This is a genomic window from Dysgonomonas gadei ATCC BAA-286 (assembly GCF_000213555.1).
Classification (GTDB): domain Bacteria; phylum Bacteroidota; class Bacteroidia; order Bacteroidales; family Dysgonomonadaceae; genus Dysgonomonas; species Dysgonomonas gadei.
In genome coordinates this window covers 1-14,501 of sequence record NZ_GL891982.1, presented here as the reverse complement: position 1 = coordinate 14,501, position 14,501 = coordinate 1, and the positions used below count along the sequence as shown (strand labels likewise).

Genomic DNA, 14,501 nt, shown 5'->3' with positions numbered 1-14,501 from the left:
GATACCTAAAATTTAAAAATCAATATCCCATATGCCACACGCTTTTTGAAGTGCAACTAACGATGATGCATATCCTTTCATCGTTTCCAAATACAGTTCCTGTACTTCATTATATGTGCGCTGAGCTATAAGAACATCAGTGATGTTACTCTCGCCCCTCTTATATTTATAAACCATGCCGTCAAGAACTTTTTTAGCATCTTCCAATAATCCTGTCTGGTATTGTTCTGATTTCTTCCGGGACGCCTCAAATTGGAAAAAAGCCTGAGATATTTCTGTTTGAATCTGTAATTCTATGTTTTGTTTCTGCACTTTGGTCTGTTCTATGCCATAATCAGCCACCTTTAGAGTTCCTTTATTCAAATTAGAAAACTGGAGAGGAATCGACACTCCTGCCGTTACCGATCTGGATGGCGGAAAAAATCCATGCCAGTCTCTTTCATAGCTGACAGAAAGTCCCAGATCCATTCTTCGCTCGGCTCTAACCAATTTGTACTGGTTAACTGCTACATCTATATTTTTTTTTGCGGCATATAAATCAACGCGGCTAGTCAATCCGATTGTAATTAATTCCGGCAATAAATAATTTCTATCGATATTTTCCCACTTGCCGGAAAGATTCATTAAAGAGAGCGTTGTTTGCCCCATATACTGATTAAGTGTTGCCAATGCCGATTGATATACAGCCTCCTGTTCAAATACTTCATTCAAGAGGGTTGCAGCTTCGAGTTTCGATTGCCGGGCATCAATCTCGGTTATTTCACCCAACTTGAAACGAATACTATCCGACTGGCTCAATTGCAGCATATAATCATAAGAACTCTTTTTTATGTCTAAAAGTTCGCGTTGCTGTATGGCATCCAGATATAAATCTGCCGCCTCGGCTCGCAATTCCTGATAGTAATATTCCAGAGCCAGTTTTTCCAGTTCAGCCTGGCTTTTAGCCAGACGCACCCGAGTACCTCTTTTATTGCCTAACTCAAGGGTATAGCTAAGTCCCATCGAGAAATTTTCATCTGTCCCTTCGAATGTAAGTTCCGGGTCAGGTAAGACTTTTTGAGCAATCACTTCCGCATCGGCAATATTGACATTGTATTTTTCCGTCAGATAGTTCAGGTTATTTTTTCCTACCTGATTCAGATATTCCTGAAAAGATAGGCTTATTATATTTTTTTTCGTTGAATCCTGTGCCCTTGTATAGGACACAAAATTCATTAGGGAAAATAGAACCAGTATGGTTGTATATATTTTATTTGTCTTCATAATTTTTCTCTGTTTTTGATTCTTCGTACTTCTCGGCTTTTCTTTCTATCAGATAATAGAAAGCTGGAAGAGCAAATAGTGTGATGATAGTAGAGAACATAAGCCCGTAGACAATAACTGTAGCAAGAGGGCGTTGAACATCCGAGCCGATGCCGGTGGCTAACGATGCCGGAAGTAATCCCAATATGGCTACCGTTGCGGTCATCAGGATAGGGCGGAATCGGTGACGTGCTCCGTCTTTGACGGCGTTAATCAGGCTGAAACCGTCCCGGCGTAATCCGTTCATGTGCGAAATCATAAGGACTCCGTTTTGGATAGCTACACCGAATAAAGCAATAAATCCTACAGCAGAAGAGACATTAAGTGTCATTCCTCGCACATTGAGAGCCAGCATACCGCCGAATAAGGCTAAAGGAACGATCATCAGCACCAATCCTGCCTGGCGGAATTTACCGAATGCAGCATACAGCAGCATGAACATGATAGCCAGTGCCAATGGCACAATAACACCCAGACGGGAATATGCCCTGTTTTGATTCTCGAATTGCCCTCCCCATTTGATATGATATTTGTCGTGATCATAGCTTACATTTTTCTCGATAGCGATTTGTGCATCCTGCAAGAAAGAAGATAAGTCACGTCCTCGCAGATTAAGCTTCACTGTCAGGTGCCTTTTATTCATTTCGCGGGTAATAGTACTTTCGCCCGTGCTTAGTCTTACATCTGCGACTTGTGACAAAGGAATCTTAGCTCCTGTGGAAGATGTTAGTGTCAGATTTTTGATCTTCTCAGGTGTATCACGGGCACTCTCTATATACTTACAAGTGATGTCGTATACCCGATCGTTTTGATAAAGTTGTGAGATGGCTTTTCCGCCGATGGCTACTTCTATCAGATTGCTTACATCAGCTATGTTTAGTCCATATCGGGCTATTGCATTCCTGTCCATATGTACCTGCAATTGTGGCAGAGGTGGTTCCTGATCAATATCCAGGTCTACTGCTCCATCAACACCTTTGAGTGTTTCGAGAACATCCTCGGCTATCCGTCGGGTTTCTCTGAAATCGTTTCCATACACTTTTACAACTAATTCACTGTGTGCTCCAGCAATTTTATCCATCACTCCGTCTATCATGGGCTGACTAAATCCTACTTTAAAGCCGGGCATACTTTCGTATTCTTCCGCTAATTCCTGTATTAAATCGTCTTTTGTCTTACCTCTTGGCCATTCACTATATGGTTTTATCCCTACCGATACCTCAAAATGCGAAGGAGTAAACGGGTCAGTTCCGTCATCATTCCGTCCGGCCTGTACAGCCACATAAGTAACTTCCGGGTATTTCATCGTACGCTGACGAAGAATATCCGACAGTTCTTTCGATTTTTCCACAGATATTCCCGGCGGTAAGTTTACTTGCAGCCAAATAGACCCTTCATCGAGGGTAGGAAGAAAATCTTTTCCAACATAGGCAGTAAGACCAACGGCAACTACAAATATTGCTACAATCGATACGATTACTTTTTTAGGCTTAGCCAGAATTGAATTGACAGTTTCAGAGTATTTCAGCGTGAGTTTTTCGAGCCATTTGTTGTGATAAATTTTTCTTGGCTTCCGATACAATGCATAACCGATACCCGGAATAAGAAATAATGCAACCAACAGTGCACCTAACAAAGCATATCCGACTGTAAATGCCATAGGGGTAAACAGCTTTCGTTCTACTCTTTCGAATGCAAATAAGGGCAAATAGGCTGTGATAATGATAATTGTAGCAAAAGCGATTGGTTTAGCAACTTCCTTTACTCGTTTGACTATATTATCTTCTTCCAGTTGCAGCTTAGGATGGTCTTCTCGTTTCTTTAAAATTGTTTCCATCATCACGATGGCACCATCAACAATAATCCCAAAATCGATGGCTCCCAGCGAAAGCAGATTTGCAGGAATATCAGTAAAGTGCATCAGAATAAAAGCAATAAGCAGTGAAATAGGAATAGTAAGTGCTACAAGTAGTGCTCCACGCCAGTTTCCCAGAAAAATGATCAGTACAACTACTACAAGGAGCATTCCTTCGAGGAGTGTTCGAGAAACAGTGTGTAGGGTGGTATCTACCAATTCGGTTCTGTCCAGATAGGTGTGTATATGTACATCTTCGGGCAATATTTCATTGTTCAGTTCTTCAACAGCTTCACTGATTCCTTCAAGTACGATAGACGGGTTTTCATGTTTTAAGAGTAAAACGATGCCTGCTACAGTTTCCGAATATTCGCGACTACGGTCTGAGTATCCCTGAATACCCTTTCTTTCCAAGTTTCCGTATTTAACTTTCCCCAAATCATTCAGAAATATTGGAACACCTTTCTCTGAACTGACTACGATATTACCTAAATCTTCAAGGCTCGTAATTTGTCCGATCCCTCGTACAACATATCCTAAATCTCCTCGGTTCAGCACACTGCCCCCCACATTGGAGTTGTTGTTTTCAATAGCGTCCATTACCTCATCGAGGGACAAACTGTATTGCTCTAATTTGTGCGGGTCTATTTCTATTTGGTATTGTGTGGTGATACCGCCAAAATTACTCACATCGGCTACACCCGGAACTTCCTTTATTCGGGGTATAATTACCCAGTTTTGGAGGTCGGTGAGTTCACGCAACGAGTGGTGATCACTTTCTATGATGTAGCGGTAAATCTCGCCTGTGGGAGAAGTCAGCGGATCTAGTCCCGGTAATGCTCCGTATGGTAATTCTACTTCATTAAGACACTCTTGTACACGCTGGCGGCTCCAATAATCTTCGATTCCATCTTCAAAAACAATGGTAATCATCGACAGCCCGAATGTACTCTTGCTACGCATTACATGCATGCCGGGCATGCCGTTCAAGGCTCTTTCGAGGGGTATGGTTATTTGCTGTTCGACCTCTTCGGCAGCCAATCCGGGTACTTGAGTTACTACTTGCGATGTGACATCGGCAATATCGGGATAAGCCTCTACCGATAGTTGTTTCCAGGAATAATATCCGAATACGCATAGTAATACAAACAGGCACAATACTACCCATCTTTTTTGTATTACAGTTAGCATTAAATCTTTTTTCATGATTCGTTATTTTAAATAATATCCGCCTTCGCTGATTATAATATCTTTATTTGACAGCCCTTTGGAAATAATAGCCCTTCCGTTGCGGGTTGCTTCTACTTCTACCGGAATCTTCAAAAATAAATCGGGAGTTTTTTTAACAAATACATAACTGTCTTTTTCTCCTTGTAAAAGTGCGGTCTCGGGTATTTGTATAAAATCCGATGGTTTATTCAAGAAGTAAACTGTTGTGTACATGCCTATCTTCAACAGTCCGTCTTTATTATCGACAAACGACAGCACTTTTATAGCCCGGGTGTCTTCATCCACAGCTTCTTCTACGTGAAAGACTTTTCCTTTAAGGGATTTTTCAGGGTAAGCTGCAATATAAATATCCATATCGTCATCTGCATGGATGAATCGGATATCTTTTTCTTTTACCTGTGCACTTATCCAGACTTGCGACAAATCAGCAATAACGGCAATAGGATCAGAGTCATCTTTTATATATTGTCCCGTTACAATGTTATTTTTTATCACTTCTCCTACTATCGGTGAACGTATGATAAGCGGCTGGCCTAAAGTCATATTTTCGGCATTTACATGGTAGACCTGTAACGCGGAATAAGCATTCTCGTATTCTTTCTCCGCTATTTGTAAAGTACTTAATGCTTCCTCCATTTCTTTCTGCGAGCCGACTCCATTCTTCAGTAGGTCTTCTTTTCGTTTTAATTCATTTTGGGCTAAGTCTTTTTCAGATTTTGCTTGAAAAAATTCTTTTTGTGCAGTTGTGAAATCCGGAGATACGATTTTAAACAAAGGAGTACTAGCCTGCACTTTTTGCCCTATTTTGATGTATGATTTAACAACCCTTCCAGCAAATGGCGGTGCTATATATGCAAACTGTGTGGGGATTGGCTGGACTATTCCTGCGGTTATCACTTCCTTAGAATAAGGAGCAGTTCCTACTTCGGATAGTTTAATCTGTGAAAGTACGGCATCTTCATTTTTAATAAAAACGCTGTCTCCTTTTACCACGAATGAACTATTATCATATTGAGTTTCATTATTTTTGCAGCCTGCAAAATAGATAACAGATACGAATAGTAGTAATTGAAAAGTTTTTCTCTTCATCATGTTTATTTTTAGGATTAATATCGAATGCAAAAGTAAATAGACCTTAATACTTGGTGCTGTTAGACGATTATCAGAAGAAAGGGATTAAGTAACATTAAAGCTATAACCGGTAGTTAATAATTACAGATGTCATAGGTTTCTTAATCCCTGACTATTTTTCTATGTATGGGTGTCTATATTATCTATTTTCCATTTTATAGAGTATATACCGCTTTCCAGTGTAAGGAAAGAGGCTATTTTTTCGATGGTAGCATCTTGCTTACTGAAACTAATAATATCGGCTTCTATGATTGCAGAAGATGAGCTGTCAGCATCGAGGCTACTCAACGATCTCAACATTAAATCGTTGTTATTGCCTATATATTGGACAAACAGCACCCGAATATGGTTTTCCACATCTTCTTTGCAGCAGGCTACAAATTTATAATGATACTCGACCGACTCTTTATCTGCAAACGTCCAGATTCTCATGATCTTATTCGAAACAGGGCGTAAAAAGATATGTACTCCAATAATGAAAGCTGTCCCTATCAATGGTTCATAGATGTATCCAAGTCCGCAAAAAGCACCGATAGCCGCTGTACACCACAAAGTGGCTGCTGTATTAAGCCCTCTGACCGAAGCTCCGTCTTTGAGGATGACACCCGCACCCAAAAAAACTATACCGCTGATAATGTAAGAGGCAATACGCCCCGGAGCATCTCCGCCGATGCGGGAAGCTATCAGCATAAATATGGCAGCACCCAAAGCTACAAGTGTATTGGTGCGAAGGCCGGTTGCACGTTGGCGAAATTGCCGTTCCAGACCGATGCATATTCCTAAAAATAGTGCCAGTGTAATATGAATGATAAATGAGAACATAATTTCTATCTTTTACAACCATTTATGGAATTTATTTATATACCAGTTCTTTACAAACTGTGTCAGGAAGCAGTAGCCTAACAGTATGCCGATCAACCATGGGAAATATGACCAGGGTAAAGGAGTCAGCTTTATAGATGCCCCCAAGGCTGTAAATGGTATGGCAATGCCGATAGCCATAATGGTAAATGTGGTTATCATGACAGGCCAGGAAGCCCGACTTTGTATAAATGGAATCTTGCGGGTACGTATCATGTGAACAATGAGTGTCTGGGAAAGAAGCCCCTCAATGAACCATCCTGACTGGAATAAAGATTGGTCTTCAGGAAGCGTACATTTAAAGACATACCACATCACCAGATATGTCACAATATCAAATATAGAACTGATCGGGCCTATGCATATCATAAAACGTTTCAGGTCGGACGCATTCCATTTCCGTGGTTTTTGCAGATACTCTTTATCGACACTATCAAAAGGAATTGTAACCTGTGAAATATCATATAAAAGGTTTTGTGTCAGGATATGTATAGGTAGCATAGGTAGGAACGGAAAGAATGCACAGGCTCCAAGCACACTGAACATATTTCCAAAGTTGGAGCTTGCCGTCATTTTGATATATTTGGTAATGTTGCCAAAGATTTTACGTCCTTCGATAACCCCTTCTTCAAGTACCATTAAATCTTTCTCCAATAAAATGATATCTGCCGACTCCTTGGCAATATCTACAGCTGTATCGACCGAGATGCCGATATCAGCCTGACGCAATGCAGGTGCATCGTTTATTCCATCGCCCAAAAAGCCTACAGTATTGTTTGTAGCTTGAAGTGCTTCTATTATCCTTGATTTTTGTAAGGGTGTCAGTTTGGCAAAAACATTCGTTTTGATGGCTGCTTTTTCGAGTTCCTCGCTACTCATTTCTTCTATATGGTTTCCCAAAAGAATATTTTCGATGCTGAGTCCCACCTGCTGGCATACATTTTTGTTGATAAGTTCATTGTCTCCCGAAAGAACTTTCACTTCCACTCCATGCTCGTGTAATGCTTTAATAGCTGTCGATGCCGAAGGTTTGGGCGGATCTAAAAAAGCAAGGTAACCTATAAGCACCATCTCCGACTCGTCTTCAACTGCAAAGGAGTTTGATTTACTGACCCAACTTTTCTGTGCCACCCCCAGCACTCTCATTCCTTGTTTGTTGAGGTTAGTCCTGATTTCGAGAAGCTCTTTTCTTATCTTATTGGATACAGGAACCGGAACGCCATCTATTTCAGCAAACATACAAACCGATAAAATTTCTTCAATGGCTCCCTTTGTTATTATCTGCCTTTTTCCTTGCGCATCCTCTACCACTACAGACATTCTGCGACGGTTGAAGTCGAAAGGTATTTCATCTACTTTTTTATATTGTTCGCCCAAATTTCCAAATTTCAATTCATGGCAATGGGCCAAGATTGCTTTATCCATAAGGTTCTTTAATCCGGTCTGAAAGAAGCTATTAAAATAAGCATGCCGTAAAACCCGTTCACTATCTTTCCCGTCTACATCCAGATACCTCTCAAGAACAATCTTATCTTGTGTCAATGTACCTGTCTTATCTGTACAAAGTATGTTCATCGCTCCGAAATTTTGTATCGAGTTCAGATTTTTCACAATCGTTTTATGCTTCGACATCTTTACTGCACCTTTTGCAAGATTGGAGGTAACTATCATCGGAAGCATTTCGGGAGTAAGCCCTACGGCTACCGATAGTGCGAACAAAAAAGCCTCGAACCAGTCACCCTTTGTAAATCCATTGATAAAGAAAACAAAAGGAACCATAACAAGCATAAACCGGATCAGAAGTAAACTGACATTGTTAATGCCTTTGTCAAAACTTGTTTGAGCACGTTTACCCACTATATTTTTAGCAATAGTTCCCATATATGTGGCACTTCCTGTGCTTACCACAATAGCTCGGGCTGATCCGCTTATAACATTAGAACCCATAAAGGCTATATTATTCAACTCAATAACACTTCCTGTTTTAGCCGGATGTTCCCCTAAGGTGTTAGATGTTTTTTCCACAGCATCAGATTCTCCTGTCAACGAAGACTGGCTTACAAATAAGTCTTTTGCAGAAACAATACGCACATCAGCCGGAATCATATCTCCTGCGGAAAGAAAAATGACATCACCCGGAACCAGGTCTACAATGTTTATATTTAAAATGGAATCTGAGCCTTTACGAAAAACAGAAACCTTGTTATTGACCATTTTTTTCAGAGCTTCACTCGCTTTATTGGCTTTCCTCTCCTGATAAAATCGGAGCAATCCGCTTAAAGTGACCATCGTAGTGATAATTATAACAGTCATCCACTCTCTTTCATAAGGATCTGCCAGAATGACATCTATAATAATAGAAATCAGAGCCAGAAACATCAGTATCCCGATAAAAGGATTGATAAAGGCCTTTAGTAAAAGGACAAACCATTTATTATTGGCCTCTACTATAATTTCGTTCGAACCAAACTCTTTTAATCGGTTAACTGCTTCTGCCGAATAGAGTCCTTCCTGGCGCGAGTTAAGAAACGAATAAACTTGATCTTTGGATTGTGATGCAGCAAGAAATAATTTTTCGCTATTGAAAGCGAATTCTGTATTTTTCTTTTTTAGTTTTCCCAAAAATTTCATCGCTATAGTATTTTATAGATCTTTAATTTTCGGACAAAGGTATCTCTACCAAATACGAAAGGCTATTAGAAAATTATTAGAAAATGGTAAGAAGCTATTAGAAAACTATTATAAAAGAGAGGTGAGAGATTTCTATGAGAATGAATAATTTGTAAATTGAAAAAAATACTTTATCTGAAATAGTCACGATTTAATCTGACAGTTACCAATAAAAACAGTAACATTATAAAAAGATTAAATTGTGACTACTTCAAATTAAGATCTCTTTTAGCATATCTCCTTTCTATAGCTTTATTTTATATACTCCGCAATATTCTAGAAAATAGATTCATATAATTTTCTTTACTGTCTTTCTGCCGAAGAAATGTCTAACCGCCTAATAGAAGTTCTCTATCGAGATCTAAAAATGGTATATACAGTTTATTCTAAGGCCTTCAAGCGTACTTAATGTACTCTTAAATCAACTCTTATAGCAGATAATTTCATTTCTGTATAATTCATTATGGGACTCATGCACTATTTTGAGTTTCTGTTTTACTTTGGGTTTAATCAAAATAAGTGGAGTAAATTCCTCTTCTTCTGATTTTAATCCTAGTATTTTCTTCTCTAAACACTCTTCCGCTAATAACTTTTCAATTTTATCATATTTTTAATCCTCTGAAATCCAATGATATTAAATTTTATTCTAAAAAAACTGCTCAAAGCTATTGCAGGATTCAAATCCTTGTCATATCTTTGCATCGCATTTGAGAGGGAATGCTGCTAATAAAAAAGCAAAACAAAATGGTGTGGTAGTTCAGCTGGTTAGAATACCTGCCTGTCACGCAGGGGGTCGCGGGTTCGAGTCCCGTCCATACCGCCAATAAGATTTACAAATCGACGAAAAGTCCTGAAATTCAGCAGAATTCAGGACTTTTTTGTTTTCAGACCCTAGCAGAAAATCCCATTAAGAAGCAGTCAAAAAAGGCTTAGCCGTGGGACTTAAAAAACGAAAGAAAATATCCCACTTTCACAGTAGCTTATTCTTTATAATTCAATATTTTACATATCAACAAAATGGGATTTTAGTAGTAATTTTGTTAATGTAAAAATGAATGAATCATGGGATTTAAGAAAAGTACATTCAATGTGAACTTTCTACTCAGGAAGCACAAGTTATTAAGAAATGGGGAAGCTCCTATCTGTATGCGTATCACTGTCAACAATCGGGCAGTAGATATCTCTATCAAAAGAAGTGTATCTGTTGACCATTGGAATCAGCCAAGAGAATCTTGTACATCTTCGGGAAAAGTCGGAACGGAAATCAATCGTTATATCGATACGATGCGAGCAAAAATTCTGAAAATACATCGGGAATTAGAAATTGATGGTAAACGAGTAACAGCAGATGCTATCCGAGATAAGCTATATGGTCGGGATGAATCACAGAAAACACTTATTGAAATCTATTCGGAGCATAATAAGCGATGTCGTGCGTTAGTTGGAAAGGATTTCTCTATATCTACTGTCGAAAAGTTTGAGACGTCTTTAAAAGCTCTCAAAGCCTATATTAAACACACCTATAAGAAAGATGATATATTGTTGAGAGAGGTTGATCGCATATTCATTCAAAATTTAGAATTCTACCTGAAGACTGAGAGAAATATGCAACACAACTCAGCTTTAAAGCATTTAAAGAGTCTGAAAAAGGTTATCCGAATTGCTCTAGCCAACGAATGGATAAAGAAAGATCCTTTTGTGGGAATTCAATTTAAGCATGACCAAGTTAGTGTTGAGTTTTTATCACAAGAAGAATTAGACATACTGATAAAAAAAGAATTCACTATCAAAAGGCTAGAAGTTGTTAGAGATATCTTCATCTTCTGTGCATTTACAGGATTGGCTTTTGTTGATGTAAAGCATCTTAGACCAGAACATCTGTTGAAAGATAATAATGATGCCCTATGGATTCGCAAGCCTCGTGAGAAAACAGGTAATATGTGTAATGTGCCTGTTCTGAGTTCAGCTAAAGTAATCATTGATAGATATAAAGATCATCCTTTGTGCTTAAAAAATGGAGTTTTATTACCTGTTCTGACAAATCAAAAGATGAATTCTTACTTGAAAGAAATCGCTGATCTGTGCGGTATTACGAAGAGACTTACGACTCACGTAGCCCGCCATACGGCGGCTACGGTAGTGTTTTTAGCCAATAATGTATCGTTGGAAAATGTGTCTAAAATACTGGGACATTCTAGCACGAAGATGACCCAACACTATGCTAAAGTCTTGGATAGTTCTATATTAAGAGACATGCAACAAGTGGAAGCGAAGTTTGGTTAAACATATTTGTATTAGCTAGATACAAGAAAAGCGAGTTTTTAAGCTCGCTTTTCTATTTTCATTTAGTCTTCTCTCCACGACTTTTCGTAATTATCCTCTAACAATTTGAGAATATCCGACTGTCGATAAAGAATCTTGCCCGAGATCTGAATATAACCGACAGTCCCATTATCTCGCCAATCTTGAAGAGATCGGATACTGATATTCAGAAGTTTGCTAACATCGTTATTGGTCAAATACTTCTCTCCATTCAAATGTGGAGTTCTGTTTGTTAATGCGACTTTGATAGAATCTAGGGATTCATCCAACACGCTAAGAAAAGAAACAATCTCGTCCGACTTTTTATTTAATATTTCCATAGACCTTTATTTATTAGTTTCGCATATAGTCTCCTAAAGAAGATAATGTTAGCAAATCAGTCTTTCTGTCATATGTAACATTCACTCTTTTGAGATCATAAAAGATATAATAACCAATCTCATCAGCTAGAATTTCATAAGTGGCAGGCTGTGCTTGTTGGGTCGTTTCATTTATATGAATTATACTCAACAAATAGCCTTTATCATTTTTATAAATCATCACAGTTGGATGTAGATTTACACTCTCCCAATTACCAATAAAAACATCCAAATTGAACAGCATTTCTTCTTTCATGGCTTACTCGGTTTTTGGATTAATGAATCTTTCAAAAGTTTCTGAACATCAGATACTTTGTAGTAGCATTTATTGTTGATTTGAGAGAATGATAGTTTACCACAGTTACGATAATATTGTAAACTACGCTTCGAAATACTCAGTAGTTCGCATACATCTTGGTTGTCGAGCCATTTATCTTTTGGCTGTTCATTTGTACAAAGCTTTTTGATCTGCTTGGCAAAAAGTATGAGCCGATCTTTTATAAGCTCAAAAGTTTGTCTTTCTATTGCTATAATTTCCATATCAAATATTCTTTTAATTTTTACTTAAACTATTATCATTGCAATGATTTACCTGCAAATAAATAAAGAATATTGACTGGTTTGGAGAAATGAGGTGTAAAGGCAGTAGGTGGTAGAGAATGTCCTTTTTATTGTTTAAATATATTCATCTAGTTTAAAATCAATAGAATGAGCATAAGCATTCAGATCTATCGCAGGAATAGTCCCTATTGCTTGTTGTAAATAACGAGTCAATTGTAAGAAAAAAGAAACAAGAGCATATTGAGAACTGCTAAATATTATTTTCTGAACTTTTCGTTCAGAGTAATATCTGCGAAATTCATCCATTTGACCAAAATCGTTTTCATCTCCAACAGCTTTAGGATTTAGATAATCTATAATAAAACAGCCATAATCTACAATACACCCCATTTCCATACTTTCTAGAGCCTTTAGATTTTTAAGATGTTTTTCTAGTGTTTCATTGTTTTCCGTTGTAAAACTATTAGATATAGTTAATATTCCGCCTAAAATCTTTATAAATCCTCTCGGAGAACATTTTCGTCCACCATTGATAAATGTAGTAGCGGTTCTATGCAACGCTCTAACACTGGCTATTTTCTCTCCTGCATACTCAATATAACCTTTATTAATTTCTGGCTTTACTTCAAAAACAGCATAAATTCCTTCAGCTGGAACATATTTTATACCATTCTGATTAAATACGAAAGGAGTAAATTGTTCGTCATAAATAACTAAATCCATTTGGTGACTAATATTACCAAGTGAATCTATTACTATTGCTTTATCAACGGAATATTTATTAGGTAGATATTTTCTAAGCCATTCTATCCAAACATTTTCAATAGAATCTCCTTTTGTACCAGGATGATCTATAAACAAACGATTAGTACTTAGTTCGGCTAACATTTGTTTTTGCAGGCTTTCAAAAAGGAGCATTAATCTTTCTTTATTTTCAGTAGGAGTCTCATTCATATTTATATAATTTATTATTTACAGAAACATAAAAAGCAAAAGATGTTATTTTAATATTATACCCTATTATAAGCATTATTGGATTTTCTATTGGTGTTGATTTATCTTCTGCTATCTTATTCAGTGCTATTTTATCTGATATGCTTGGATAAGGTAGTCCATTTGGATGTGTATGCCACTCTCCAATATAATATTGTGAAGGCTCTTTTTTATATAGCTCTATAAAAACATTCTCTAAACCATCAGGCTTTCTTTCAAAACTGGTAGACGTGTTTTTATATTTTATAGGTAAAACATAATCTGTGATATAAACAGTCTTGAAAGTATCATTATAGTATCCAACAAGAAAACCTCCATATTCTTTAGGTAAATATTTCTCTCCAGTCTTGCTTAATTCATCTATCAAAGTTTCCTCCACTTCAATAAAAACATCTAATTCATGATTATGTAGTCTCAATATTCTTTCAGTTTGATTTCAATATTATTACTCTCATCTATTTCTAATGTGAAATTATTGAGGGGGAATCCTTTTTCCATCTTATAATTCAGCTGCTTAACAGCATATTGAACAAGTGTTTGAATGTCGTTATAAGAAGCCTTAAATGTTGGACTCCAACAACCTGTTGGGTTATACATATCAGAAGTATCATTATCAAGAATACTTTGATATTGATTCATTACCCATCTATAGCTTTTAGGAGTACAAGCACATACTAACGCTTTCGATTTATTTGTAATTGAAATAGTTATTATATTGGGAAGTTCTAATTTATCTAAAATATGCATTAGTCCTGTATAATATAATTGAAAAGTAGTCCACTAAAATAATTTAAAAGTATACCACCAGTTAAGTAAAATGTGTGAGAGCATCTAATAAAGCTCTACATTTTACTAACAAATATTAACATTATAAATTCCTTTGTGTATTAACCAACACAGAGGCTAAAATGATAACAATGGTGGAAAAACAAACAATTATTCACATGTACCGCACGGTTGGGTACAGTAAACGGGCTATAGCCAGGGAGTTGGATGTCAGCCGTAAGACCGTTCATAAAGTCATAGCCGAGTATGAAGCCGCATTAAACTGTGATGATCCTGAATCCTCTCTGGAATCGGTATTAACAATCCCCCCCATTATAACAGTTCCCGGCGAGGCCGCCGTGTTATTGTCGGTAGCCTGAAAGATTTAATAGACGACTGTTTAGAGAAGAACGCTCGTAAACGTGCTATGGGCCTGAAGAAGCAGTGTATGC

Annotated in this window: 13 protein-coding genes and 1 tRNA gene; 3 read left to right on the top strand and 11 right to left on the bottom strand. The window is 37.5% G+C overall.

Features of this window, described 5'->3' with window-relative positions; genetic code table 11:
• Positions 1–12: 12 nt before the first annotated feature.
• The 5 genes from HMPREF9455_RS08480 to mgtA all read right to left on the bottom strand — a co-directional run bounded on the left by HMPREF9455_RS08480 (position 13) and on the right by mgtA (position 9,010).
• Positions 13–1,263, bottom strand: a complete 1,251-nt coding sequence (locus tag HMPREF9455_RS08480; RefSeq protein ID WP_006799235.1) for a TolC family protein — start codon at positions 1,261–1,263, stop codon at positions 13–15.
• Positions 1,250–4,363 (bottom strand): efflux RND transporter permease subunit, encoded by a 3,114-nt coding sequence (locus HMPREF9455_RS08475; RefSeq protein WP_006799234.1) that lies wholly within the window; start codon positions 4,361–4,363, stop codon positions 1,250–1,252. The genes HMPREF9455_RS08480 and HMPREF9455_RS08475 overlap by 14 nt, the downstream gene beginning before the upstream one ends.
• Positions 4,364–4,369: 6 nt before the next feature.
• Positions 4,370–5,479 (bottom strand): efflux RND transporter periplasmic adaptor subunit, encoded by a 1,110-nt coding sequence (locus HMPREF9455_RS08470; protein ID WP_006799233.1) that lies wholly within the window; start codon positions 5,477–5,479, stop codon positions 4,370–4,372.
• A 159-nt stretch (positions 5,480–5,638) separates the two neighbouring features.
• Positions 5,639–6,340 carry an MgtC/SapB family protein gene (locus HMPREF9455_RS08465; protein WP_006799232.1) on the bottom strand — a complete coding sequence of 234 codons (702 nt, stop codon included), beginning with the start codon at positions 6,338–6,340 and terminating at the stop codon, positions 5,639–5,641.
• Positions 6,341–6,352: 12 nt separating this feature from the next.
• Positions 6,353–9,010, bottom strand: a complete 2,658-nt coding sequence (mgtA, locus tag HMPREF9455_RS08460) for a magnesium-translocating P-type ATPase (RefSeq protein ID WP_006799231.1) — start codon at positions 9,008–9,010, stop codon at positions 6,353–6,355.
• Between the two features lie 785 nt (positions 9,011–9,795).
• On the opposite strand from mgtA, the gene HMPREF9455_RS08455 reads away from it, so the two are divergent.
• Together HMPREF9455_RS08455 and HMPREF9455_RS08450 are read left to right on the top strand one after the other, a co-directional pair.
• Positions 9,796–9,872: transfer RNA gene (locus HMPREF9455_RS08455), tRNA-Asp, on the top strand.
• A gap of 239 nt (positions 9,873–10,111) precedes the next feature.
• The gene (locus tag HMPREF9455_RS08450; RefSeq protein ID WP_006799230.1) at positions 10,112–11,332 is read left to right on the top strand and encodes a site-specific integrase; all 1,221 of its coding nucleotides are present in this window, start codon (positions 10,112–10,114) and stop codon (positions 11,330–11,332) included.
• A gap of 62 nt (positions 11,333–11,394) precedes the next feature.
• On the opposite strand, the gene HMPREF9455_RS08445 is transcribed toward HMPREF9455_RS08450, so the two are convergent.
• The 6 genes from HMPREF9455_RS08445 to HMPREF9455_RS08420 all read right to left on the bottom strand — a co-directional run bounded on the left by HMPREF9455_RS08445 (position 11,395) and on the right by HMPREF9455_RS08420 (position 14,031).
• A complete protein-coding gene (locus HMPREF9455_RS08445; RefSeq protein WP_006799229.1) occupies positions 11,395–11,691 on the bottom strand; it encodes a helix-turn-helix domain-containing protein in 297 nt (98 codons plus the stop codon).
• Between the two features lie 13 nt (positions 11,692–11,704).
• Positions 11,705–11,986: a DUF3876 domain-containing protein gene (locus tag HMPREF9455_RS08440; protein ID WP_006799228.1), complete on the bottom strand. Its 282-nt coding sequence runs from the start codon at positions 11,984–11,986 to the stop codon at positions 11,705–11,707.
• On the bottom strand, positions 11,983–12,270 hold the full coding sequence (locus HMPREF9455_RS08435; RefSeq protein ID WP_006799227.1) for a helix-turn-helix domain-containing protein: 288 nt from the start codon (positions 12,268–12,270) through the stop codon (positions 11,983–11,985). Before HMPREF9455_RS08435 ends, HMPREF9455_RS08440 begins: the two co-directional genes overlap by 4 nt.
• Before the next feature lie 135 nt (positions 12,271–12,405).
• Positions 12,406–13,245: a DUF6602 domain-containing protein gene (locus HMPREF9455_RS08430; protein WP_006799226.1), complete on the bottom strand. Its 840-nt coding sequence runs from the start codon at positions 13,243–13,245 to the stop codon at positions 12,406–12,408.
• Positions 13,238–13,702, bottom strand: a complete 465-nt coding sequence (locus HMPREF9455_RS08425; RefSeq protein WP_006799225.1) for a Mov34/MPN/PAD-1 family protein — start codon at positions 13,700–13,702, stop codon at positions 13,238–13,240. The genes HMPREF9455_RS08430 and HMPREF9455_RS08425 overlap by 8 nt, the downstream gene beginning before the upstream one ends.
• Positions 13,699–14,031 (bottom strand): hypothetical protein, encoded by a 333-nt coding sequence (locus tag HMPREF9455_RS08420; RefSeq protein ID WP_006799224.1) that lies wholly within the window; start codon positions 14,029–14,031, stop codon positions 13,699–13,701. The genes HMPREF9455_RS08425 and HMPREF9455_RS08420 overlap by 4 nt, the downstream gene beginning before the upstream one ends.
• Positions 14,032–14,201: 170 nt before the next feature.
• Here HMPREF9455_RS08420 and HMPREF9455_RS08415 point away from each other — a divergent pair, with 170 nt between their 5' ends.
• Entirely contained in the window at positions 14,202–14,429 is a 228-nt protein-coding gene (locus tag HMPREF9455_RS08415) for a helix-turn-helix domain-containing protein (protein ID WP_006799223.1), read from the top strand.
• Positions 14,430–14,501 lie beyond the last annotated feature (72 nt).